The 22322-nt window shown below is 71.7% G+C and carries 21 protein-coding genes and 2 pseudogenes; 9 read left to right on the top strand and 14 right to left on the bottom strand.

The window, feature by feature from the left end:
• Nucleotides 1-49: 49 nt before the first annotated feature.
• On the bottom strand, nucleotides 50-484 hold the full coding sequence (locus ACFWYM_RS25365; RefSeq protein ID WP_384841493.1) for a hypothetical protein: 435 nt from the start codon (nucleotides 482-484) through the stop codon (nucleotides 50-52).
• Nucleotides 485-630: 146 nt separating this feature from the next.
• Nucleotides 631-867, bottom strand: a complete 237-nt coding sequence (locus ACFWYM_RS25360) for an ArsR/SmtB family transcription factor (RefSeq protein WP_384841510.1) — start codon at nucleotides 865-867, stop codon at nucleotides 631-633.
• A 72-nt stretch (nucleotides 868-939) separates the two neighbouring features.
• Here ACFWYM_RS25360 and ACFWYM_RS25355 point away from each other — a divergent pair, with 72 nt between their 5' ends.
• Nucleotides 940-1143, top strand: a complete 204-nt coding sequence (locus tag ACFWYM_RS25355) for a hypothetical protein (protein ID WP_384841491.1) — start codon at nucleotides 940-942, stop codon at nucleotides 1141-1143.
• A gap of 42 nt (nucleotides 1144-1185) precedes the next feature.
• Here the strand turns inward: ACFWYM_RS25355 and ACFWYM_RS25350 are convergent, their stop codons facing one another.
• Both ACFWYM_RS25350 and ACFWYM_RS25345 read right to left on the bottom strand, forming a co-directional pair.
• Nucleotides 1186-1953 carry a hypothetical protein gene (locus tag ACFWYM_RS25350; protein WP_384841488.1) on the bottom strand — a complete coding sequence of 256 codons (768 nt, stop codon included), beginning with the start codon at nucleotides 1951-1953 and terminating at the stop codon, nucleotides 1186-1188.
• Nucleotides 1954-2030: 77 nt separating this feature from the next.
• Nucleotides 2031-2570: a hypothetical protein gene (locus ACFWYM_RS25345; protein WP_384841485.1), complete on the bottom strand. Its 540-nt coding sequence runs from the start codon at nucleotides 2568-2570 to the stop codon at nucleotides 2031-2033.
• A gap of 187 nt (nucleotides 2571-2757) precedes the next feature.
• On the opposite strand from ACFWYM_RS25345, the gene ACFWYM_RS25340 reads away from it, so the two are divergent.
• Together ACFWYM_RS25340 and ACFWYM_RS25335 are read left to right on the top strand one after the other, a co-directional pair.
• A complete protein-coding gene (locus ACFWYM_RS25340) occupies nucleotides 2758-3375 on the top strand; it encodes a TOPRIM nucleotidyl transferase/hydrolase domain-containing protein (protein ID WP_384841482.1) in 618 nt (205 codons plus the stop codon).
• Between the two features lie 40 nt (nucleotides 3376-3415).
• On the top strand, nucleotides 3416-3946 hold the full coding sequence (locus ACFWYM_RS25335) for a DUF6368 family protein (RefSeq protein ID WP_384841479.1): 531 nt from the start codon (nucleotides 3416-3418) through the stop codon (nucleotides 3944-3946).
• A 7-nt stretch (nucleotides 3947-3953) separates the two neighbouring features.
• Here the strand turns inward: ACFWYM_RS25335 and ACFWYM_RS25330 are convergent.
• Nucleotides 3954-4334: pseudogene (locus tag ACFWYM_RS25330) on the bottom strand (TetR/AcrR family transcriptional regulator C-terminal domain-containing protein).
• 140 nt (nucleotides 4335-4474) lie between these two features.
• Between ACFWYM_RS25330 and ACFWYM_RS25325 the strand changes: the two are divergent.
• Nucleotides 4475-5263: pseudogene (locus tag ACFWYM_RS25325) on the top strand (FAD-dependent monooxygenase); the annotation flags it as partial.
• A 123-nt stretch (nucleotides 5264-5386) separates the two neighbouring features.
• Here the strand turns inward: ACFWYM_RS25325 and ACFWYM_RS25320 are convergent.
• On the bottom strand, nucleotides 5387-6940 hold the full coding sequence (locus ACFWYM_RS25320; RefSeq protein WP_384841476.1) for a carboxylesterase/lipase family protein: 1554 nt from the start codon (nucleotides 6938-6940) through the stop codon (nucleotides 5387-5389).
• Between the two features lie 127 nt (nucleotides 6941-7067).
• Here ACFWYM_RS25320 and ACFWYM_RS25315 point away from each other — a divergent pair, with 127 nt between their 5' ends.
• A complete protein-coding gene (locus tag ACFWYM_RS25315; RefSeq protein WP_384841473.1) occupies nucleotides 7068-8039 on the top strand; it encodes an AsnC family transcriptional regulator in 972 nt (323 codons plus the stop codon).
• Nucleotides 8040-8423: 384 nt separating this feature from the next.
• Nucleotides 8424-9749, top strand: coding sequence for a phosphatase PAP2 family protein (locus tag ACFWYM_RS25310; protein ID WP_384841470.1), 1326 nt, complete (start codon nucleotides 8424-8426; stop codon nucleotides 9747-9749).
• Between the two features lie 21 nt (nucleotides 9750-9770).
• On the opposite strand, the gene ACFWYM_RS25305 is transcribed toward ACFWYM_RS25310, so the two are convergent.
• From ACFWYM_RS25305 to ACFWYM_RS25285, 5 genes are all read right to left on the bottom strand, one after another.
• A complete protein-coding gene (locus ACFWYM_RS25305; RefSeq protein WP_384841467.1) occupies nucleotides 9771-10454 on the bottom strand; it encodes a response regulator in 684 nt (227 codons plus the stop codon).
• A complete protein-coding gene (locus ACFWYM_RS25300; protein ID WP_384841464.1) occupies nucleotides 10451-11767 on the bottom strand; it encodes a sensor histidine kinase in 1317 nt (438 codons plus the stop codon). Before ACFWYM_RS25300 ends, ACFWYM_RS25305 begins: the two co-directional genes overlap by 4 nt.
• 112 nt (nucleotides 11768-11879) lie before the next feature.
• Nucleotides 11880-12113 (bottom strand): hypothetical protein, encoded by a 234-nt coding sequence (locus tag ACFWYM_RS25295; RefSeq protein WP_384841461.1) that lies wholly within the window; start codon nucleotides 12111-12113, stop codon nucleotides 11880-11882.
• 5 nt (nucleotides 12114-12118) lie between these two features.
• Complete coding sequence (locus ACFWYM_RS25290; RefSeq protein ID WP_384841458.1) at nucleotides 12119-14602, bottom strand: plasma-membrane proton-efflux P-type ATPase; 2484 nt, start codon at nucleotides 14600-14602, stop codon at nucleotides 12119-12121.
• 66 nt (nucleotides 14603-14668) lie between these two features.
• On the bottom strand, nucleotides 14669-15016 hold the full coding sequence (locus ACFWYM_RS25285) for a hypothetical protein (protein ID WP_384841456.1): 348 nt from the start codon (nucleotides 15014-15016) through the stop codon (nucleotides 14669-14671).
• Between the two features lie 250 nt (nucleotides 15017-15266).
• Here ACFWYM_RS25285 and ACFWYM_RS25280 point away from each other — a divergent pair, with 250 nt between their 5' ends.
• From ACFWYM_RS25280 to ACFWYM_RS25270, 3 genes are all read left to right on the top strand, one after another.
• Nucleotides 15267-16076, top strand: a complete 810-nt coding sequence (locus ACFWYM_RS25280; RefSeq protein WP_384841453.1) for an alpha/beta fold hydrolase — start codon at nucleotides 15267-15269, stop codon at nucleotides 16074-16076.
• Between the two features lie 126 nt (nucleotides 16077-16202).
• Entirely contained in the window at nucleotides 16203-17135 is a 933-nt protein-coding gene (locus ACFWYM_RS25275) for a helix-turn-helix domain-containing protein (protein ID WP_384841450.1), read from the top strand.
• Between the two features lie 112 nt (nucleotides 17136-17247).
• On the top strand, nucleotides 17248-18435 hold the full coding sequence (locus ACFWYM_RS25270; protein ID WP_384841447.1) for a hypothetical protein: 1188 nt from the start codon (nucleotides 17248-17250) through the stop codon (nucleotides 18433-18435).
• A 60-nt stretch (nucleotides 18436-18495) separates the two neighbouring features.
• Here ACFWYM_RS25270 and ACFWYM_RS25265 read toward each other — a convergent pair whose 3' ends face one another.
• From ACFWYM_RS25265 to ACFWYM_RS25255, 3 genes are all read right to left on the bottom strand, one after another.
• On the bottom strand, nucleotides 18496-19254 hold the full coding sequence (locus tag ACFWYM_RS25265; protein ID WP_384841444.1) for a PIG-L deacetylase family protein: 759 nt from the start codon (nucleotides 19252-19254) through the stop codon (nucleotides 18496-18498).
• 126 nt (nucleotides 19255-19380) lie between these two features.
• A complete protein-coding gene (locus ACFWYM_RS25260) occupies nucleotides 19381-20640 on the bottom strand; it encodes a cytochrome P450 (protein WP_384841441.1) in 1260 nt (419 codons plus the stop codon).
• Nucleotides 20633-21733, bottom strand: a complete 1101-nt coding sequence (locus ACFWYM_RS25255) for a cytochrome P450 (protein WP_384841438.1) — start codon at nucleotides 21731-21733, stop codon at nucleotides 20633-20635. The genes ACFWYM_RS25260 and ACFWYM_RS25255 overlap by 8 nt, the downstream gene beginning before the upstream one ends.
• Nucleotides 21734-22322: the final 589 nt, after the last annotated feature.

Here is a 22322-nt window from a genome sequence, read left to right as displayed (position 1 = left end):
GCTCTCGGCGCCGCGCCCCGCACCCATGCCCTTGCGAGTCCTGCCGTGGTCAGCTGACGGTGACCGTCACCGTGGGCGAGACGGCGTCGCCGTCCTTGGCCCGGAGCGTCTCCTTGCCCTTCGTGTTGAGCTTGGCGTCCAACGCGTAGGTGTTGTTCTTCTTCACCGTCGTGTTGGCGTGCAGCGTCGTCCACTTGCCCTTGGTCTTGTGCTGCAGCACCACCTTGCTGCCCTGCTTCACGCCCTTGGTGGAGCCACTGAAGTGGACGCTCTCACCGGCCTTCACCTTGTTCTTCTCCGCCTTGATGGTCAGGGACCCCTTGGTGGCGGACTTCGAGGGGCTGGGCGTCGAACTCGCCTGCACGGGCTGTGCGGGTGCGTTCGCGTCGGCGAAGGCGGTCACCGTCCCGGCTGTTGCCAGACCCGCGGTCAGAGCACCGATGACCACCGCTCGGGCGCACCGGCTGCGCAGAGTGGCTTTCACGTTGAACTCCCATTCGGGTGAATTGAGTCTTTTGTGCGTTTCGAGGCTAACCGCGGGTGGTGGGCGGGCGCGACCGGACAGCGAATGGTGACGTAAAGCGTTCATTCGTGCACGTTGAGTAAGAGACCCTTCTGGGGTGTGGGGCCTCAGGCCGCCGCGCGGAGCTCTCCCGATGCGGTCGACTCCAGGGATCCGCCGAGCCGTGTGGTGAAGTGATACACGCTGTTGGCGTGCCGATGGCTGGTGATGAGACCGGCGAGACGCAGCACGGCGCAGTGCTCGCTGACCGTCGCGGGGCTGACCCCCAACAGGGCAGAGATCTCACTGGTGTTGGCGGCGCTGCGGGTGGCGGCGAGCACGGCGGCCCTCGTCGAGCCGAGCAGTCGTACGAGGGCGGGAGGCTCGGCCGGGGTCGGTCAGAGCTGGGCCAGTACCCGCGTGATCCCGCCGTCCGCATGGCGCGCGGCGCGCTGAGCTCGATCGACGGCCGCGCGCCGCAGAATGGTCTGCCAATACGGGGAGATCGCTCGCCGTACAAGGCGCGGTACAAGAACAGCGGCTCGACCACGCTCAAGGGGTTCTACGTTCAGGTGAGGATCACCAGTGAGGTGGGCCTGGGGCAGGACGTCAATGCCACGGCGTATGTCGAGAAGCTCTGAGCGGATGCTCTGCGCGTGCCCCGACGCGTGCCCCGCCGCGAGCTACCGCCGTGCGGCGGGGGTCCCGAAGGGGTGAATGACGTCGCCGTCCGCATACGGAAGGCCGGGGCGGCGCCGACGCGGCGGGGTTTCCGCCAAGCCCTGCCCGTCGGCGAACAGTTCGTCCAGGTGGAAGGCCAGGTTGTGCAGGGGCCCGCTGATGTCGTCAACGCCGGGTTCGGGCCAGACCAGCGGCAGGCGCACCCGCCAGTCGCGTTCCCGGTAGGACATGAGCAGGTCGGCCGTGTCGTAGGCGGGGGAGGGCTCACAGCCCAGGAGCACGGGCAGGTCGCCCTGGGCCCCGGCGAGGCGGCAGACCTGCTTCAGGGCCCAGGCGAGGTGTGCGTGCGCGGGCGCGGCGGCGGGGGGCGGGCACGCGGCGTCGTACCACTCAGTTACGGAGCCGACGGGCGGGCCGGGCGGGGTGAAGTCGGCGCGGCGTTCACCGATGTCGAGGAGGCGCAGGCGCCGCCCTTCGGGGCCTGCCGCGTGCACCTCGTCGGCGCTCCGGGCGGCGAAGGCGATGGCCTGGATCTCCTCGGGCGTGGCGGTGACCGGCTCCTTGCGGCCCTCGTCCAGACGCCGATAGGGGACCAGGGCCGTGCTCAGTCGCTCCAGGGCTTCGGTGGTACGGGGGGCGGGGGCGAGTTCGCCGGGCGCGTATCCGCCGCTGCTGTCCTCGAAGTCGACCAGGACATCGTCATGAGCGGTGACCATGGCGACCTGGCCCACGAGGTCGTTCGGGTTGTCGGTGGGGACGGTGGAAACCACCCAGTCCCCTTCACGCCATGGATTCATGCCACGGATTCACCCGCGCCCCTTGCCTGGTCCCGCCTGATCCTGCCTGGTCAGCCCTTCTTGCAGCCCTTCCAGCCTACGTGCCCCTTGACCCAGTAGGCGGTCCAGATGCCCGTCAGGCCGTAGTTCTTGCCGTTGAGCTTGAGGTCACGCTCCATCACGACCACGCACATCGTGCGCTTCTTCTTCCCGCGCCCGAACTTGACCGTGTGAGTGGTGGACACCTTGTTGGCGTGGCCCTTGCTGCCCTTGGCGAAGTTGTTGATGGCCTTGTCCCAGAGGCGCATCGCGTAGCCGCTGTAGGGGTGGTTGGCCTTGTTGCCGGTGGAGCCGCCGCGCTTGATGTGCTCGAGCCCGTACTTGCGGTTGCCCACGCGTATCAGGGTGTCCTCGAAGTCTCCGAGGTACCAGCGGTGGACCTTCGCCGATCCCGGCCCGCTGCGGGTGTTCTTGGTGCACGCGTCGTCGAAGGCGCAGTGCCACGACTTGGGTTTGCCCTTGTGGATGGAGGCGTCGGCGGGGGCCGCGGTGAGCAGGACGGCCGCCGCCGCGGTGGTGGCCATGGCTGTGGTGATGAGGCGCTTTCCCATGGGGCGCACGGTACGGAAGGTGACTGGGAGTTTGAATTGACCTTTTGGGCAACGGAGTTGGGGTGCCGGGCGTGTGGCCGGGCGTCCCGGTTGCCGCGTTGCGGTGCTGCCCATGAGGTCGCCCATTGCGGTCCGGGCGGAACGATAATTCCGTGCCGTTCCTTCGGTGGCGGTGCAAACTCGCTGCATGGCGGATATGCAGGCGTTTCGGGACGCGGTCAGTGGCTGGGCGAGCGGCGGTTCCGGTGGTTCGGCGAGTGAGTCGGCCGAGCAGTCGGGGGTGCGCACCGTGGTGCTGCTGGAAGGCCCCAGCGACCTTGCGGCCGTCGAGACGCTCGCCGCCCGGCGCGGCCGGGACCTGGCCGCCGAGGGCGTGTGCGTCCTGTCGATGGGCGGGGCGATGAGCATCGGCCGCTACGCCGGGCTCCTCGGACCGCCGGGGCTCGGCCTGCGCCTGGTCGGGCTGTGCGACCAGAACGAGCAGGGCTTCTACGAGCGCGGCCTGGAGCGGGCAGGGGCGCCGCCGCGGGACTTCTTCGTGTGCGAGGCCGACCTGGAGGACGAGCTCATCCGCGCGCTGGGCACGGCGCGCGTCGAGGAGATCGTGCGGGCGGAGGGCGACGTCCGCGCCTTGGAGACCTTTCTGCGCCAGCCTGCTCAGGACGGGCGGCCGCGCGAGCAGCAGTTGCGGCGCTTCCTCGGCACGAAGAAGGGCCGCAAGATCCGCTACGGGCATCTGCTGGTCGAGGCCCTCGGACCGGATCAGGTGCCGAGCCCGCTCGACGAGCTCCTCGCGAGCTTGTGATGGGGCATGGAGGGCTGTGGGTGGCGGGGTGAGCGGGCCGGTGTTGGTCATCGAGTTGGCGCGGGCGATCCCGGCTGCGGGCCTGCGTCAACTGCGCTTGTTCTTGGCTGGTGTTGCGGAGTCCGTGGAGGAGCGGCGTGTCGGTGAGTTCGACCTTCAGGTGCGTGTGGAGAGCCTCGGGGTGGCGGGCGCGGGCCGGGGCGAAGGGACTCGTCCGATGCTGGTCTCCGTCTCGGGGCCGGGGTTCGGAGATGAAGAGGTCTTTGACGCCGAGCATGCCGACGAGGTCGACCAGGAGCGGTTCGTCGGGTTCACGCCGACGCACGCGGTGGATGTCATCGCGTTCTGCGGTGCTCGTTTCGACCATGTGGTTGTCGCTCTGCTGACCGCAGGCATCATGGATGCCGTCGGCGGCGTCGCCAACGCCGAGCTGCATGAGGACCAACTCCCGCTCGTGGCCGGTCTTCCCGGGCTCCTGGCGAGGAGAAGAGAGCCTTGGGAGGCGGCCTATGGGACGGGGGAGTTTCTCCGAGCCTGGGCTGCAACTCCTGGGTTCCGACTGGTGAAGTAGCCCCTCGTCACGTCGAGGAGCCGGCCTGCGCGCGCAGGCCGTCGATCAGCAGCCGCAGGCCGAAGGCGAACTGGGCGTCGAAGTCGCCTCCCGTGATGACGGGCACGGCCGCGATCAGGTGGGGCAGGGCGGATTCGGCGACGGCCTGGCGCAGGCGCTCGGCGTCGGCCGGGCCGTCGGCGTCGAGGGCGGCCTGTTCCTACAGGGTGTGGCCGAGCGTGAAGTTGACGAGCGTCAGCATCGCTTGCGCCGCGTCATCGGTACTGGAACCGGCCTGATGCAGGGTGCCGATCATCGCCTCGGCGAAGCCGAGCGTGTTGCCGCCCGTCGAGTGGGTGCCGGCGAAGACGCGGGCGCCGTCGCGGTGGCGGAGCAGGGCGGCGCGCAACGCATGCGCCGAGGTGGCTAGTTGAGCGTCCCAGTCCTGCTCCTCCTCTGTCCTCGCGTCTGCCGCTGCTCTTGCCCTCGGCCCCGCGCCCGCGCCCGCATCCGTGGGCGCCGTCACGTCGCCGTCCGCCGGACGCCTGCGGCAGCGACTGCGGCATCGGCGAACCCCATTGGCTGTCCCGGTTCGGCAACGCCACCCGGCTCGCCGACTCCTACCGGGCGGGGCGTGTCCTGCTGGCGGGCGACGCGGCGCACATCCACTTCCCCGCGGCCGGACAGGGGCTCAACACCGGGCTCCAGGACGCGATGAACCTGGGCTGGAAGCTCGCCGCCGAGGTCAAGGGCTGGGCGCCGCAGGGGCTGCTCGACACCTATCACGCCGAGCGCCGCCCGGTCGGGCAGGCGGTCGCCGAGAACACCGGGATCCAGACCCTGCTGGCGGAACTCACCCTCGTACCGCAGTACATGCGTCCCGTCGGCGCGCTGCGTGCGCTGGTCAACGACCTCCTGGGCATGAAGCAGGTCAACCGCCGCCTCGCCGACGCCATTTCCGCGATCGGAACGGCCTATCCGTCCGAGGGCGACCCGCTCACCGGCCGGCGCATGCCCGATGTCGCTCTCGCTGCCACGGCAGGTGCGGAAGGGGCGGGGAGGGATTATGACCTGCTGCATGAAGGGCGCTTCGTCCTGCTCGGACTCGACGGGGGCAGCGGTGTACGGGAAGCCGAGCGGTGGGCGCCCCGCGTCCGGCCGGTGCGCGCCGCCCGGCACGACGCGCACCCTGCCCTCGACGGGGTCACGGAGGTCCTGATCCGCCCCGACGGCCACGTCGCCTGGGCCACCCGGAGCCAGGACGGGCCGACGCGGCGCGATGAACGCACCCGGGCTCTGACCGCCTGGGCGGGCAGCCCGGCGAAGAGCGAGCGCTGACCACTCCAGCACTGACCACTCCAGCACTGACCACCCCAGCACTGACCACTCCAGCACTGACCACTCCAGCACTGACCGCCCAGGCTCTGCCCCCCCGAGCTCTGACCGCCCGGCTCCGACCGCTCAAGCGAAGTGGCGTACACGTGCCGCCGTCGTCGTCGGCGCATACGGCGGCCAGTCGCGCACCGACCCCGTCCTCACGAACTCGGCCACTGCACCCGCGAAGCGGCGGCCCAGGTCGCGCTGGGCTGCACGCGGTGTGCCCAGCATCGGGCTGTCCGGGTAAGCGCTGAACGTGTGGAAGAGGAAGGGGAGTTCGCCGCAGTGCGTGGCACCCAGGGCGTACTCGTCCTCGGGCGGCTGGTAGTCGAATTGGTAGAGGTACGTCGCGTTGCCGTCGGCCGCGTGGCGGTCGGCGATCTCCAGGGTGCCGTTGCGGAACAGCATGTCGGTCTGCGCCGCGGTGAAGATCTGCGCCGGAGTCGCCTGCTCACCTGTCTGCCCGAGCTCCTGCTCGAGCCGGGCGGCATGCCGCTGGTAGAGCGCCGTGGCCGCCTGTTCGCCGATCTGGGCGGCGAGGATGTCCAGAGCCGCAGCAGGTGTGAGGTTCTGGATGCGCGGGTCGAAGGCGCAGAAGGCCGTCGCCTCGTCCCGGGTGGTGCCGATCAGGAGCGGCTTGCCCGTCAACGCGCCGTCCGCGAGCGCTGCCTGCCACGCGCGGGGCACTCCAGGGCCCCCGAGCACCGGGTACATCGGCGGGGCGACCTTGCCCGGACGCGCCAGCTGGGCCGAGAGCCGACCGTACGCGGACAGCAACTGCTCAACTGGCGTGGCCCGCAACGTCGTTGCGGAGTCCGCTCCGCCCGGGACACCGAGCAGGCGTAGATACGCCGCCGCGTTCTCCGCCGCCTGCTCAGGGTCCTGCGGGGGCAGTCCGAACGGGCCGCTCTGCAGCAGCAACTTCCCGACCAGCCCAGACGTCGACATCGGCATCGACGTCGGTGTCGACGCTTCCTGATCGACCGCCAGGCACAGCGCCGAGTACGCCCCGCCCGACTGCCCGCCGACCGTCACGGCGTGTGGGGCGCCGCCGAACGAGGCGATGTTGTCGCGCACCCAGCGCAGCACGGCGCCCTGGTCCTGCGGCCCGAGGTTGGCGGCGCCGATCTCCGGCAGGTACAGGTAACCCAGCGGCCCCACCCGGTAGTTGGCGGTCACCACCACGATGTCGCCCAGTGCGGCGAGACGGGTCCCGTCGTACCAGTCCCAGCCGCCCGAACCACTGGTGAACCCGCCCCCGTGCCACCAGACCAGGACCGGGCGCGGCGTCCCGTCCGAGAGCGCGTGGCGCGGGGCGAAGACGTTGACCGTCAGACAGCCGTCCTCGTTCCAGTCCGGCTTGCGGCGGCCCATCACCGGCTCAAGCCGGGAGGCCGCCTGTGGGACGGCGGGACCGGCCTGCGCCGCCTCTCGCACCCCCGTCCATCCCGGGTGCGGCTGCGGCGGTGCGAAGCGCAGCGCGCCGATCGGCGACGCGGCGTACGGGATGCCCCGGAACGCGATCGCCTCGCCCTCCACCACGCCCCTGACCTTGCCCCGGTCCGTGTCCACGATCCGGCTCTCGATGTCCCTCACCGTGCTCACCTCTCCCGTCATGGCGTACCGGAGGAGCCCCATCCGCACGGCCTCCCCGCACGCCCTGCCCGTACGTCCCATCCGTGCGGGACCATCCGAGTCCGTAGGAGGCGGTCCGGGCCAGAAGAGGCGCTCCGCATCGAGAAAGACAGACATAGAGTCGTCCGGCATGGAGAAAGCGCGCCATCCACTCGATGAAACGGACAGCCGGATCGCCGCCGCCCTGCTCGCGGCACCGCGCGCTTCCTGGCGCACGGTCGGCCGGGTCCTGGAGATCTCGGAGCGCACCGTGGTGCGCCGAGCGGGCCCGCTGTTCCACGACGGGACACTGCGTGCCACCGCCGTGCGCAATCCCGCGTGCTTTCCCGATCTGATTCCGCTGGCCCTGCGGATCCGCTGCCGGCCGAACCGGATCCGCGCCATCGCCGCCACCCTGGCCCGGCGCCCGGACACCATCTGGGTGGACGTCCTGGGCGGCGGGGACGAGATCTGCACCGTGCTGTTCCTGGACGGACCGGACGCACGCAATACGTTGCTGCTGCGCGATCTCCCCGCCACCCCCGCGGTGCTGTCGTGGACCTCGTACGTGCTCCTGCGGGTCTTCCCGGCCGCCTTCGATTGGAGCGGCGGTCTGCTGTCGCCGGGCGAGTTGTCCAGCTTGCGGGCCGGTCAGGCCCAGCCCGCGGGTCCCGGCAGCCCGGCCCTCCTGCCCCTCGACGAGCGGCTGATCGCCGGGCTCACCGAGGACGGGCGCGCCTCCTACACCGAGCTCGCCCGGCGCGCGGGCACCACCGCCCTGACGGCCCGGCGCCGCGTGGCGGCCCTGGTGGGCGGTCAGGTGCTCCGGCTCGCGACCGAAGTCGATCTCGCTCGGCTGGGCATCCGCGTCGAGGCGCTGCTGTGGCTCACCGTCGCACCCGGGGGAGTGGAGGAGACGGGGCGGCGGCTCAGCCGTCACCCACAGGTCCGCTTCGCCGCGGCCACCACCGGACCGGCCAATCTGCTCGTGGCCGTCGCGGCCGGTGACCTCGATGCCCTCTACGACTTCATGAGCGAAACCCTCGGCTCCCTCGGCCATGTCGCCACCGCCGAGGTCACCCCGATCCTGACCGGGGTGAAGAGGACGGGACTGGTCCGCTGAACCGGGACGCCGTCGGGCTCGTCTACCTGTCCAAGGGCGCACTCGTCACCAAGGGGGAACTGATGGCCGTATCGGACGTGTCAACTGCGGTCCGCCAACCTCCCCTTCCCGGCTGTCGGTTGGCGGGAGATTCCTGGCCGCCGCCGAGGCCGCGGCGCATGGCGCGTAGGATCGACTGACCCTCACGCCGCTCCTGACCAGCGAAACCCACCCACACCCCTCCGATAGCATGATCCAACTCGCCACGGCCGCCGCCGGCGGTCGTCCTTCGCCGGAAAGCCACGATGTCCGGCATGAAGAGGGATGGATCGACTACAACCGAAAAAATCGGCCAGAGAATTGATATCTAAAGCATCGCAGGCGTCTTCGCGTGAAAACTCCACAATGAATCGTGCCGTGTGGCGTCAGCCGCGGGTGCTGCTGTGGGCTGCGGCGAGCGTGGTGACCCTCGGGTTCCTCGTTGCGCTGGAGATCGCCGCGCGTCATTACGGCATGCCGGGGCCGATCACCAATCAGGCGCGAGAGGTGATTTTCGCCCCCAAGTCGGGTCCGCTGCTCTACGCCAGCATGGGCCTGATGATGGTGGTGCTCACCTGGCGGGAACGCATCATCGCGCTCGGTGTCGCCGTCGGAATCGACGTCGTCTTCTTCCTGGTGCGGTGGGCGGTCGGCGCCCAGATGATGTTCGGCAACGGCGCGTTGTGGGTCCTGCTGGGCTGCGCGGTCATCGCCGTCACGCGCCGCACCGGGGCGGAGCGCGTCCTGCTGCTCAAGGGTGTCGGGCTCGGCCTGCTCCTCGTGGCGGGCCGCAAGACCGGGGACGCCTGGCTGCTCATCACGTCGAAGACCCGCCCGATGGTGCTCGACCAGTACGTGGCGACGGCCGATCACGCCCTGGGCAACCCGTCGTGGCTGGTGGGGCGGCTGGTCGAGGCCAGCGGCTCGGTCGGCTCCCACGTCCTGGACTGGGTCTACATCCAGCTCGCGGTGGCCGCGGTCTGTGTCACGGTCTACCAGCTGCGGAACGTGGCGGCCGAGCGCCGCTTCCCGAGCCACCACCTGGTACGCACGTTCCTGGTGATCGGCCTGATAGGGCCGGCCATCTACATGATCTTTCCGGTGGTCGGGCCGATCTTCGCGTACGGCACCGGCGAGGCGTTCGGTGACGGTGGCGGCGGGCACTACGCGGTGGGCATTCTGTGGCCGGACACGATGCCCACGCTGGCCACCCCGCACCACATGCCCTTCAACAACATCACGCCGCGCAACTGCATGCCCAGCCTGCACACGGCATGGGCCACCGCGATCTTCATCCACTCCCGGAGGGGTCCGCGCATTCTGCGGTTCGCGGGCACTTTCTGGCTGATCGCGACGCTCGGCGCCACGCTGGGATTCGGTTACCACTACGGCGCGGACATCATCGCCGGTGTGGTGTTCACGCTCACCATCGAGGCGGGGCTGCGCGCCATCACCCGCGGCTGGGACCGTTCGGGAATTCAGCTGGTCGCCTACGGCGCCGCGGTCTTCGCCGCGCTGCTGCTGTCGTATCGCTATCTGCCGATGCAGATGGCCACCCACCCGTGGGTGTTCGGGCCGCTGCTCATTCTGTCGATGGTCTCCGTCATCTACGCCTATGTGCGGACGACCCGGCAGTGGGATCCGAAGGCGGCGCCTGTGGTCCAGCCCACGCCGCAGCCCGAACTCGTCTGACCGGAGCGGGCGGGCCGTGGATCACGTGCTCGCCCGCTCCAGGACGCGGGCGAGCAGCCCGCGGTGGTCGTTGGCCAGCAGGGCGAGCTGCGTGCGGTTGTCCAGAGCGAGCTTGTGCAGGGCGCGGGAGACATACGTCTTGACCGTGCCCTCGGCCATGCCGAGGAGTCCGGCGATGTCGCGGTTGCCGAGGCCGTCGGCGACGGCGAGCACCGTCCGCAGCTCCTGGGCGGACAGCTGCCGCAACTGAAGTTCCAGCTCGGTGGTCTCCCCGGCGTGCCGATGGCTCGCGAAGCGGTCCATCACGGACGAGATGACGTCCGGGGAGAGCACGGCGCGGTGCTCGGCGGCCTGGCGTACGGCCGCGATCATCTCCGCGCCGGACGCCGTCTTGAGGAGATAGCCGTCCGCCCCGGCCCGCCACACGCGCGCCACGGAGTCCTCGTCGGTGCGCGTGGTGAGGATGAGGATGCCCAGGTCGGGGTGGCGGGCGCGGAGCTGCCGGGCGGCCTCGGCGCCGTCCAGCTCGCCGGGCATCACCAGGTCCAGGACGGCGACGTCGGGCTCCTGGCGGGCCACGGCCTCCACCACGTCGCCGCCGGAGCCCGCCTCGCCGATCACCTCGATCTCGCCGGTGGCGGTGAGGATCGTGCGCAGGCCGGTGCGGATGAGTTCCTCGTCGTCGGCGATGACGATGCGGATCACGTGGGCTCTCCTCCTCGCTTGCGGAATGTCTCCAGGCCGGGGGCGGCGTCGCCTGTGCCATCCGTGCCGTCGGCGTTGTCGGCGTCGTAGGTGTCGTCGGTGAGTGGTACGCGGGCCCGTACGACGAAGCCGCCGTCGTCCGTGGGTGTGGCCGCCAGCGTGCCGCCCAGGTGCCCGACGCGGGCGCGCAGACCCGCCAGGCCGAGACCCGTGCCAGGAGCGGTGTGCCGGGGCGCGGTGCGGGGCGGGCCGTTGCCGATCTCCAGTGTCCAGTCGGCGGGCCCCGTGCGCAGGGCGAGGCGCACGGCGGCGCCCGGGGCGTGCCGCAGCGCGTTGGTGAGCGCCTCGGTCACCACCCGCCGGACGGTGTCGCGGTGGGCGCCGGGCAGCCGGGCGAAGGCGTCGGTGAGACCGTCGTCGAGGCGCACCTCGGTGCCGGAGGCACGGACGCTCTCCAGGGACTCGGCGAGCAGGGCCAGATCGGCGGCGGCCGGATCCGGGCCGAGGGCCGGGCCCGCGGGCGTACGGGGCGCGGCGTCCAGCTCCCGCAGGCGCAGCGCCGTGGTCATGCTGCGCAGGTGGCCGGAGGCCGCCGCGCACTGCTTCTGGGCCGCCGCCAGCAGCTCCTGGGCCTCGGGCGGGAGATCGCCGCGGGTGCGCAGCGACTCGACGAGGATGTTCAGGAGCGCCACGTCGTGGCCGAGCAGGTCGTGGAACTCCCGGACCAGGCGGCCGCGTTCGGCGTTCACGGCGTCGACGGCGCGCTGCCGGGCGGCGGTCTCGGCCTGCGCACCCTCCTCGGCGCGCTGACGCAGCGCGGTCCCGGCGACGACGGTCATGGCGACGAGCGAGACGACCATGACCACGGTGGACGGCGCGCGGTACTCGACGAGCGGTGGCCCCGCACCGGTCAGGGTGATCACGAGGAGCTCCGCGCACGCGGCCGCGCCGAACAGCCACGCGTTCCGTGCCCGCTGGTAGCGGCCCGCCGCATACGCGAGGAAGAACAGCGCCGCGAACTCCGTGCTCAGCACGGTCGCGGCGATGACCACGAGGGCGGCGAGCGGAAAGCGGGTGCGACGCCACAGCAGGGCGCCCGAGGCGACGAGGATGCCCAGCCAGCGCAGCACCGGGTGCGTGGCCCAGGCGTCGTGCTCCCAGACGGCGCCGAGCTCCACGGCCGTGGCCACCGCGAGACTCGTGGCGGCCGCGGCGCGGTCCCAGCCGTCGGGGCCCGCCGGGCGCAGCGCGAGCAGAGACCCGACTCGGGCCCCGCCGCGCGGCGCCCCGGCACTCCCGCGCTGCTGCGTCATGCCCCCATCGCACCGTCCCCGTGCCGGGGCCGCCACCGGACGGGGCCGAGGGCCGGCGGGCGCGGGCGTGATGGCGGGGGCGGTTTCGGGCCGGGCGGCGGGCATGTCTGTCTCAGCCCGCCCACACCGTGGTGCGCAGCCGGATCGCACCGCACCGCGCACAGACCGGCAGCGCCAGGACCGGCTCACCGCACCCCGGCACGTCGGAGCTGCTCACCCTCAGCACGCCGTCGTCGTCCACGGCGAACTCCTCGCGCCACGTGTGCCCGCAGCACGCGCAGGTGAAGGTGTAGGTGTCGTGGGTGAGGTGAGCGCGCCGGGCCGGGACAGCGGTGTCGTACGGCATCTTCATCACGCTGCCTCGACCGAGTCCAGGGACGGTGCCTTCGGGTGCCGGTCCAGCCACCAGTAGCAGGCCAGCTTGAGACGGTCCTCGAGGAGGAAGCACAGGGCCGCGTAGGCCCACACGATGCCGACCCAGCCCCAGCCGAGCGGCGTCATCCCCACGCCGAAGCCGGTCACGGCGGTGGCCACGAGCTGCGCGAGCGTGACGGCGATCAGCAGCGGCTTCGCGGGTGCGGGGCGGGTCCAGAACGGGCCGCGGGTGCGGGTCACGAAGATCGTGGCCTGGCCGGAGACCGAGAGGCTGAGATAGACCAGCGAGTGGATCACGCCGTCGGAGAGGTGGAAGACCTCACGGCCGAGCACGAACAGCAGGAACGTCTCGCAGACCCCGACGACGCCCAACACGGTGGCCACGCTGAGGACTTGGCGCATGTCCCAGCTCACCGGGCGGTGCGAGCCGCGCACCTTGTCGTACGCGATGGTCAGGATCGCCCCGTCGTTGAGGAGGGCGAGCAGCACGATCATCATGGCCGTGACCGGGAAGAAGTTGAACGCGACGATGGCCAGGGTGATCAGGCCGAGGACGCGGATGGTCTCGGCGATGCGGTACGTGGCGTAGTTGACCATCCGCTGGATGATCTCCCGCGCCTGGGTGATGGCGTGCGAGATGACGCCCAGGCCGGGGGAGAGGAGCACGACATCGGCGGCCGCGCGGGCGGCGTCGGTCGCGTCGGCCACCGCGATGCCGGCGTCGGCCTGCTTGAGGGCGGGCGCGTCGTTGACGCCGTCGCCGGTCATGCCGACGATGTGGCCGCGCTCCTGGAGCATCTTGACGATGTCGTACTTGTGCTCGGGGAAGACCTGCGCGAACCCGTCGGCGATCTCGACCAGTTCGGCGAGCTCCGTCTCCTTCTCGGTGCCGGAACCGGGCTGCACGCCGTCGAGGGCGGTGGTGTCGAGGATGTGGTCGCCCATGCCGATCTGGCGGGCGAGCTCGCGGCTGATCGCCACCTGGTCGCCGGTGACCATCTTCACCGAGACGCCCAGGGCCCGGGCGTCCGCGACGGTCGCGGCCGTGTCCGCGCGCGGCGGGTCGGCCAGCGGCAGGATGCCGAGCAGCCGCCAGGCGCCCGTCTCGTCGGTGCGGGCGACGCCCAGGGCGCGGAAGCCGCGGGCGGCGAACTCCTCGACGACGGCGGGAACCTGTTCGGCCGCCGGGTCGCCGTCGCAGAGCTGCGCGATGACCTGCGGGGCGCCCTTGCTGACGTGGTAACTGCCGAGGTCTCCGGCGCTGCCGACGGTGGCCTGGGTCCGCTTGGTCACCGGGTCGAACGGCATGAAGTCGCTGACCATGTCCCGGCCGTCGCGGCCCAGGGCGTGCTCGTCGGTGGCCGTGGCGATCACGACGCGGTCGATGGGGTCGGCGTTCTCGGCTCGTGAGGCGAGGGCGGCGGAGCCGAGCAGGTCCGCGTGCTCGATGCCCTCGGGCAGCCACGGGTCGAGGACGGCCAGCCGGTTCTCGGTGAGGGTGCCGGTCTTGTCGGAGCACAGGATGTCGATGCTGCCGAGCTCCTCGACGGCGGGCAGGTTGGAGACGACGGCCTGGTGCCGGGCCAGGACGCGTGCGCCCACCGCGAGCGTCACCGACATCACCGCGGGCAGCGCCACCGGCACCGAGGCGATGATGACGACGAGCGCGAACTCCAGGACGGTCAGGACCGGATTGCCGCGCGCCACGGACACGATCACCGTGAGCGTGACGAGCCCGACGGCCAGCAGGATCAGGTAGTTGCCGATGCGCAGGACGGCCTGCTGCAGGTGGCTGGTGGTCCCCGCCTCGTCGACCAGCGCGGTCGTCCTGCCGAAGAAGCTGTCGGTGCCGGTGGCCTCGACGACGGCGTCGGTCTCACCGCGCACGATCACGGCACCGGAGCAGAGGGTCTCGCCCCTGCCGCGCTCGACCGGCAGCGACTCCCCGGTCAGGGCCGCCTGGTCGACGTCGAGGGTCACATCGTTCAGGACCCGTGCGTCCGCCGGGACCACGTCGCCGAGCCGGACGCGGATGCGGTCGCCGGGCACGAGCTCGCGCACCGCGACCGTGCGCCAGACGCCGTCGCGCATGACCGTCGCCTCGGTGGCCAGCCGCTCCTTGAGTGCGGCGATCGCACCGGCGGCCTCGTGCTCCTCGACGAAGGCGACGACACCGTTGACGATCAGCAGGACGCCGATGATGGCCACGTCGGGCCAGTGCCGCACCAGCACCGACAGAAGGAGCGCGGCCTCGATCATCCACGGGATCGGCGCCCAGAAGTGCCCGAGGAACTCCCGTACGGCGCTGCGGTGTTCCTCCGCGATCTCGTTGGGGCCGTACTTCGTGAGGCGTGCGGCGGCCTCGTGCTCGGTCAACCCGTCGGCGGACGGGTCGGGTTGGTGCGGTGTGGTGGTCGGAGCCGACTGCTCCGGCGCCTCGGACAGCGTGTCCGTCGCCATGGTGCTCACTCGTTCTCTCATTGCTGCTCTGCTGGTCCGCGCACCCCCTGGGGATCGTCCACGGGTCTACGACAGGCCGGTCAGCAGCCCGAGCAGGTTGTGGCCGAGGCCGGTGTGGAGCGCCTTGACGCGGTGGTGGTCCTCCGCGGCGTGCGCCGAGGCGACGGTTCCGGCGCGCAGGATGCGCACGACGGTGCCCTCGCACTTCTTGCAGACGGGCCGGGTCAGCGGGGACGCGATGGGCTCCCCGTTCGCGGTGCACTGCACGCGGTGGATGCCCGCGCCGTCGCGGTAGTGGCGGATGTCGTAGCGCTGCTCCCAGCTGTGCCCGCAGCTGAGACAGGTGAAGGCGTACGCCTCGTGCACGGTCTGCGCGGGGGTGCCGCGCAGCCGGGCCTCGTGGGTGATGGTCATGGTGGATCCCCTGTGACGTGGTGCTCGTGGCCGGCCGGGATGACCGGTCCATTTCAGGAAACACCTGAACAGGGGCGCGGAACGGCCGCGAATGTCCCCTTCTGTGGGCGGCAAGACCTACAGGTCAGGGACTTGTCGTAAACGAAAGGGGAGGGCGCGTTCGCGCTGCGGCGGCGCTCGGCGCGGCGAACGGTTTCCTGGCGGACATTCGTACAAGACCGGCCTGTGGCGGTCCGCGCACCATCACCCCATGACTGACTACGACATCAAGCGCGCGCACCCGATGCACGTGGACCAGGACGGGCCGCGGCAGGCGCCGCCGCTGCTGCTGATCCACGGTTCGGGGGCCTCGGGCGCCTTCTGGGGGCCGGTGGTCCCCGCGCTCGCCGCTCGCCACCACGTCGTCCGGGTGGACCTGCCGGGCTGCGGCCAGTCCCCGCCCGCCGCGTCGTACGACGTGCCCGCGCAGGCAGCTCACGTGGCGGCGGTGCTCGACGGGCTCGGCCTGGGGCGGGTCGGCGTGGCCGGGCACTCCAGCGGTGGCTACGTCGCCACCGCGCTCGCCGAGCTCCGCCCCGACCTGGTGGGGTCGCTGGCGCTGGTGAGTACGGGGCCGCGTCTCGACGCGCTCCTTCCCCAACCACTGCTCCTGCGAGCCCTGCTGGAACCGCCGCTCGGCCCGCTGCTGTGGCCGCGGCGCTCGGACGCGATGATCCGCAAGGGGATCGGGGCGATGGCCGCGCGCCCCGTGCGCGTGCCGGACGACGTGGTCCGCGACCTGCGGGCCATCACCTACCGCACGACCAGGGCGGTGCTGCGCGGGAACGCCGTGTACCTCGCCGAGCGGAGCGTGCCCGAGCGGCTCGCCGGTCTGGGCGTCCCCGTGTACGTGATCTTCGGCGGCGCCGACCCGCGCTGGGAGCCGTCGTCGGCACGCCAGTACGAGGCGGTACTGGGCGCGCGCGTCGAACTGCTGCCGGGCGTGGGGCACTTGCCCATGCTGGAAGCGCCCGAGGTGACCGGCGAACTGCTGCTGAGCTTTGCGGCGGCGGACCGCTGACCCCGGCCGCGCACGGTCACCGAGGTCTAGGCTGGACACGTGCCGTCGACGAGTGAGGCAAGTGAGGCAGAGGCGCCACAGGGGGCATCGCACCGGGCACCGGGGGCGCCGCCGGACTGGGGGCGTGTGGACATCGCCGTCCCCCGCGGGCCGGCCCGGCTGCTGCCGGGGGTCAGCATGGCGGGCTTCGGCCACCTGGGCCCCGCCCATGTCGACTTGGCCATGGTCGCGCACCCGTCCGTGACCCTTCTCTTCGGCCTGGGCGAGGCGGACATCGCTGTCTACGACAGCCAGGGACGCAAGGGGCGGTACGAGCACGGCAGCGTCGTCGTCGGACTCCTCCCCGGCGATCTGCGGGCGGCCGGGCACGGGGTCGGCGGGTGTCTGCAGATCCGGCTCCAGCCGATGGTGGCGGCCGCGGTGCTCGGCGGTCCGGCCGACCTCAGCGGGGAAGTGGTCTCCCTCCAGGACGTGTGGGGGCGGGAGGCCGGACGGGTCGAGGAGCGGCTGCGCGCCGCCGGATCGTGGGAGGAACGCTTCGATGTCGCGGCGGAGCTCCTCAGCCGCAGGCCGGCCGCGCACCGGCCGGTCGACGCCGAGGTCGCCCACACCTGGCGGCGGACCCTCGGCCACCGGGGGCGTGTGCGCGTCGACAGTCTGGCGGACGAGGTCGGCTGGGGCCGCAAGCACCTGTCGGCCCGCTTCAGCGCCCAGCTCGGCATCCCGCCCAAACGCGCCGCGCGCCTGGTGCGCTTCGACCACGCCGCCCACCTGCTCGCGGCCGGGCATGCCGCCGCGAGCGTGGCCGCCGCGTGCGGATACGTCGACCAGTCGCACCTCCATCGCGAGGTCAAGGAGTTCACCGGGCTCACGCCCACGGCCGTCGCCGCCGCGCCGTGGCTCGCGATCGACGACGTGGCCTGGCCGGGCACGATGCCGACCCGGAGCCGGGAGCCGGGAGCCGGGAGCCGGGAACCGGAACTCGGGACCCGGGAGTCCAGGGCCGGGAGCCGGGCAGAGGGCGGCGCGCGAGGCCCCGGCCCTCGCCGGGGAGCATGACCAAGCCACGGAGAAGATCATGACAAAGCGGATGGCTTGGCCGGGGTGCCCCTTCCTTTGACAGCATTGCGCCCCATACTGGTGAGGTCCTGCCCACCCACCAAGTGACTCGATGACCAAAAACAGCCCTTCCGTGACCGCCGCCCCCGACACCGCGTGGCTGGCGCGCGGGCGCCACCTCGGGCCCGAGCCCGAGCTGGACGTCCGGCGCAACCTGATCGCCCTCAAGGCGGCCGGGGTGCTCGACGACTTCGTGGAGCTCGATCCCGTCGAGGCGGCCCGGTCCACCGTCCTGTACCCGCGCGACGCGTCGGCCGACCCCGGCCCGTCGGCCCGCCGTCTCTTCGAGGCGCGCTGGCGCGTGGACGACGAGGTCACGGTGCGCGCACAGCTGACCACGTACGACCCGGAGAGCCGCCGCAAGGACGGTGAGGGCGTCCTGTGGGTCCTGGCCGCCGAGGCGGAGCGGGCGTGGGACGCCCACTGGCTCTCGCCCGCCACGATCTTCTGGCCGGACAGCGACCTGGTCCCCTGGGATCACGACCTGGTGTCCGACGTGCGCCTGCGCGCGGTGAACTACCTGCCCAAGGACGACGACGAGGTGCGGCACCGGCTGCGGGACGTCACGCGGCAGGGCTGGTACGTCCACGTCGTGGTGCACGAGGCGATGACTCCGGACCCCAAGGGGGAGCGGCCGGTCTCCTCGCACCTGCCGCCGAGCCTGCGCCATCGGGTGGTCGAGCACCGGGGCACGCCGGAGCAGGCCCAGATCCTCGACTTCGCGATGAAGCGGGAGCTGAAGCTGCGGGTGCCGCGCGGCGGCGCCGTCGTCCTGCCGGTCCTGCCCGCGACGCCGTCCGGACCGGCGTACGACGCGGACCGCTTCACGGTGCGCAACGTCTTTCTGGACGGCTCGGAACCCACCGAACTCCTCGACAGGATCAAGGAGTTCGCCGCCCTGTCGCGCCCGCTGCCGGAGGCCGCCGAGCAGGCCCTGACGCGGCTGCGCCAGGGCTGGCACCTGCTCACCCCCGAGGAGGAGCTGGCCCACGCCCAGGCCATGGTCACCCAGTACGCCGAGGCGCTCGACGCCATGACCGCCTCCCGCGACCAGTACCGGGAAGCCGCCGAGACGGCGCAGTCGGCGCTGGCCGACGCGACCCGCGGCGAGGGCCTCCCCGGGCTCCCTGCCCTGCCCGGCATCCCCGGAGTGTCCGGGAAGGGGCAGGCCAAGTCGGGCGGTCTGCTGCGCGGGACCTTCTCGAAGGCGTTCGGGCGCTCGCGCGACGCGGAGAAGTAGCGGGGGCGGAGACAGGGGGCGGGGACAGGGGGGGGCGGGAGCCGGGGGCGGCGCGGTAGTTCAGGCCGTCAGTTCGCTCTGGTTCCCGGTCACGCTCACCGGCGTGTGCCGGATGTACCACTCGGTCGCGAACAGCGTCCGCCGGGCCTGCGGAGGGAGCCCGGCGATGACCCCCGGCAGGGCCCCGCGCTCCACCTCGGAGCGGTGCGCGAGGACAGCGGCGATCTTCTGTTCCAGCCAGGGGGCTACGTCCACCCTCGCGGTGACGTTCTCGTCCGGGACGCTGTACACCGACTTGCGCGCACCGATCACCTCGCGGAGCGCCGGGACGGCCGAGTGCGGGTGCGTGGCCAGGTAGAGGGCGCGGGGCTGCCAGGAGGGGCCCGCATCCGGGTGGAGCTGCTCAAGTCCGGCCGCGTGCACGGCGAGCAGGGTGATCCGGTGGGTGTGGACGTGGTCGGGGTGGCCGGGCAGACCGCCGTAGCCGTCATGGGTGACCACGATGTCCGGCCGGACGTCGCGCAGGTGCGCCACGAGCCGCCCCACCGCCTCGTCGAGCGGCGCATCGCACAACCGGGCGCAGCCGGGGGCGGATTCCGGCACCCGCGCATCGGCGTAGCCGAGCAGCCGCGGCTTGCCCGCACCGAGGATCCGCAGGGCCTCGGCCAACTCCGCGGCGCGATGGGTGTCCTGGGCCCAGGTCGCCGTGACGACCGCGGTCCGGGCGCCCGCGGCGGCGTGCCGGGCGAGCACTCCGCCCGCCGACAGCGACTCGTCGTCCGGGTGGGCGAACACCGCGAGCAGGCTCGGCACGGGCATGGACGGACCGCCTTCCGGACGCGCCACGTGGACGCGCCTTCTGGACGCGCTTTCCGGACGCGCCTCACGGGACGCGCCTCACGGGACGCAGGGAGGCCGATCGTACGTCAGTCACCCCGGCGCAGCTCAGCGCAGCCGTACGGGCAGTTCCAGCAGGCCGCGGTGGCGCGGGTTGGACTGCCACACGGCGTTTTCGCCCTCCGCCGGGCGCAGGCCGGGAAAGCGCTCGAGGATCCGCGTGAAGGCCACCTCCGCCTGGAGGCGGGCCAGGGGTGCGCCCAGGCAGTGGTGGATCCCATGGCCGAACGCGACGTGCCGGGACGCCTCTTCGCGGTGGATGTCGAACCGGTCGGGGTCGGGGAAGAGGTGGGGGTCGCGGTTCGCGCCGAGGAGGGAGATCTGCACGAACTCGCCTTCCTGGATGGTCACTCCGGCGACGGTGACCGGCTCGGTGGCGTACCGGAACGACGCCAGCGCGGACGGGGACTCGTACCGCAGGATCTCCTCGACCGCCCGGGGCATGAGCGTGGGGTCGGCCGTCAGCGCCGCGCGCTGGTCCGGGTGCATGAGGAGGGTGTGGATCCCGTTGGCGATGAGGTTGACGGTGGTCTGGTGGCCCGCGACGAACAAGAGGAAGGCCATCGAGGTGATCTCGTCCTCGCTCAGGGCGTCCTCGTCCTCGTGCCGGGCGGTGAGGAGGGCGGAGAGGAGCCCGTCGTCGGGGTGCTCGCGCTTGAGGTCGAGCAGTGCCCGTAGATACGCGAGCATGCTCTCCGCCGTGAACACGGACACCTCGCCGTCCCCCTGCCCGCCGGTGAGGGTGTTGCCGCGCACCTGCAGCGCCTCGTGGTCGGCGTCGGACGCGCCGAACAGGTCGAAGGCCACCGCGACGGGCAGCGGAAGCGCGAACTCACCGATCAGCTCCGCTTCTTCGCGGCCCTCCCACGCATCGAGCAGCGACGTCACATGGCCCTCGACGAGCGGACGCAGCCCGGCCGTGCGCTTGGCGGTGAAGGCCCGCTGGACGAGCTTGCGCAGCCGTGTGTGCTCGGGCGGGTCGGAGTTGAGCATATGGGTGAAGAGTGCGCTGCCCGGACCGCTGGTGAGCCCTACGTGCCGGCCGAACCTCTCGACCGACCGGTGCTTGCTGAGCCGGGGATCGGCCAGGGCGGCCTTCGCCTCCGCGTACGAGGTGATGACCCAGCCCTCGACGGGGGTCGGCCCCGGGAAGCGCGCCCGCCGAACCCCGCCTTCCTCGCGCCAGGCCCGGTACACGTGGTGGGCGCGCCCGAAGAAGGACGGGTCGAGGACCTCGATGCCGGAGTCGCCGGAGTCGTGCGTGTGGTGGGTGTGGTCGGAGCCGAAGGTGGCGTCGGAGTCAGACATGCCGCACCTTGCTCGCGTGACCGAGATGGATCTTCTGCACGCCCAGGAGCCCGACGAGGGGCACGTCCGCGGTGCGCTGCCCCGGGGCGACGATCAGCCCGCTGCGGCGGATGTTCTCCAGGAGGAGCTCGGCGAGCGGCATGACCATGTGGCGGCCCCAGCAGCGCTCGCTGACATGGCCGAACGGCATGTACCCGGGGGTGTCGTCCGGATCGAGGGTGTCCCAGCGCTCGGACCGGAACTCGTTCGGGTCCTCCCACAGCGCGGGGTCGCGATGGGTGAGCAGCGGCAGCAGCAGAACGTCGTCGCCGGGCCCGATCCGGTCGTCGATGGCCGGGTATTCCGGTGAGCGGTTGCGCAGGAGGTTCCACGACGGGGGCAGCAGGCGCATGGCCTCGTACAGGATGTTGCGGTTCGAGGCGGTGTCGGCAAAGGGCGAGCCGAGCCAGAGCGCGTTGGCGACGAGCGTGGAGACCGTGAAGCAGACGGGGGCCGCCGCCCGGCGGTACATGCCCATCGCGTACCGCCGGTCGTCGTAGCTCCCGGCCTCCGCGAACAGCCGCGCGATGTGCGTGAGTTGCGACCCCGGCCCCGGCTTCGGCCGCCGCGGGAGCGCCGCCCCCGCGACGATCGTGGTCCACGTCAGCTTCGGGTCGATCTCCAGCTTGCGGCTCATGAGGATCCGCAGCCGGTACGGGTCGTCGCGCAGCAGCAGATCCCGCAGGAACAGATGCCCGGTGATCGGCCACGGCCCCGACAGGTCGAGCCGCTCCGGCAGGGGTTGCCGGAGTGCCTCGCGCACATCGCGTCCGATCGTGCGCATCACCGAGGACGCCTCGGTCTTGGAGATCGACCGTCCGTGCAGCGGCTTGAACGTCGGCCGCTCCGTCTCCGTCGCCTTGCGGGCGGCGAGGATCCGGTCCGAGAGTTCGGCCCCGGCGACGCCGATGGTGTCGGGTTCCAGGCGTACGAGGTCCTTGCCGAGGTGCTCGCGCATCAGGGCGTCGAGGCGCGGTGCGAGGACGGTGGTGCGGCGGTGGTGCGGGGGCCGTGCGACGGAGAGCACGGCGCCGGTGGACGACACGGATGGCATGGGGACTCCGGGACTCGGAAGATGCGGAGGGCCCGCACGCGGCGCCGTCGGACATCGATCGGCTCGCCGGGTGCGGGCCCGGTGCGGGACCGCCTGCCGGTCCCGCTGGGTTGCCGGTCCGCCGGCCTAGTACCAGAAGTACCAAGCGCTCTGCTTCAGGCTCGGCTCACTCCGCTTCAAGCCCGAGCGGCAGATCGCACCGGCGTTGCGCACCGTCGTAAGGATCTTCGCCATGGGTATTCCCTCCCCTCAGAATCAACCGGACAGGACGCACCCGCAGGCGCCCTCACGAGAGATGAGGGGTGGCGCGCCAACCACTGTATTTAGTGGCAGACCGTGCCCGCTGCGGACATTCCAGAGTCTGGGGGGCACCACTCACGTTTTGCTGATGTGTCGCTTGCGTCCCACTAACGTGCTGCCTTCTCGCTGGTCAACTTGGTTTCACCTGAGCGGAGTTCACGTTCCGCGTCGTGGCCTGCGTCGGGTGCACGCGGACGCGGAACCAGCCGTGCCGGCGGCCGTCAGACCCGACGCCGGAGGCGTGGTCGCTGCTGCCCGCCCTTGTTGAACCTACGCCGGGGAAATTACT

The organism is Streptomyces sp. NPDC059009 (assembly GCF_042740175.1).
Lineage (GTDB): Bacteria > Actinomycetota > Actinomycetes > Streptomycetales > Streptomycetaceae > Streptomyces.
Note: the sequence above shows the minus strand (reverse complement) of the source record. Positions and strands in the feature narration are given on the sequence as shown.

Coding starts and splice junctions, on each gene's coding strand:
- ACFWYM_RS25355 (WP_384841491.1), top strand. CDS start 940: ATGGCGCGCGGCGCGCTGAGCTCGATCGACGGCCGCGCGCCGCAGAAT.
- ACFWYM_RS25345 (WP_384841485.1), bottom strand. CDS start 2,570: ATGGGAAAGCGCCTCATCACCACAGCCATGGCCACCACCGCGGCGGCG.
- ACFWYM_RS25340 (WP_384841482.1), top strand. CDS start 2,758: ATGGCGGATATGCAGGCGTTTCGGGACGCGGTCAGTGGCTGGGCGAGC.
- ACFWYM_RS25320 (WP_384841476.1), bottom strand. CDS start 6,940: ATGGGGCTCCTCCGGTACGCCATGACGGGAGAGGTGAGCACGGTGAGG.
- ACFWYM_RS25315 (WP_384841473.1), top strand. CDS start 7,068: ATGGAGAAAGCGCGCCATCCACTCGATGAAACGGACAGCCGGATCGCC.
- ACFWYM_RS25310 (WP_384841470.1), top strand. CDS start 8,424: ATGAATCGTGCCGTGTGGCGTCAGCCGCGGGTGCTGCTGTGGGCTGCG.
- ACFWYM_RS25300 (WP_384841464.1), bottom strand. CDS start 11,767: ATGACGCAGCAGCGCGGGAGTGCCGGGGCGCCGCGCGGCGGGGCCCGA.
- ACFWYM_RS25295 (WP_384841461.1), bottom strand. CDS start 12,113: ATGCCGTACGACACCGCTGTCCCGGCCCGGCGCGCTCACCTCACCCAC.
- ACFWYM_RS25290 (WP_384841458.1), bottom strand. CDS start 14,602: ATGGCGACGGACACGCTGTCCGAGGCGCCGGAGCAGTCGGCTCCGACC.
- ACFWYM_RS25285 (WP_384841456.1), bottom strand. CDS start 15,016: ATGACCATCACCCACGAGGCCCGGCTGCGCGGCACCCCCGCGCAGACC.
- ACFWYM_RS25280 (WP_384841453.1), top strand. CDS start 15,267: ATGACTGACTACGACATCAAGCGCGCGCACCCGATGCACGTGGACCAG.
- ACFWYM_RS25270 (WP_384841447.1), top strand. CDS start 17,248: ATGACCAAAAACAGCCCTTCCGTGACCGCCGCCCCCGACACCGCGTGG.
- ACFWYM_RS25265 (WP_384841444.1), bottom strand. CDS start 19,254: ATGCCCGTGCCGAGCCTGCTCGCGGTGTTCGCCCACCCGGACGACGAG.
- ACFWYM_RS25260 (WP_384841441.1), bottom strand. CDS start 20,640: ATGTCTGACTCCGACGCCACCTTCGGCTCCGACCACACCCACCACACG.
- ACFWYM_RS25255 (WP_384841438.1), bottom strand. CDS start 21,733: ATGCCATCCGTGTCGTCCACCGGCGCCGTGCTCTCCGTCGCACGGCCC.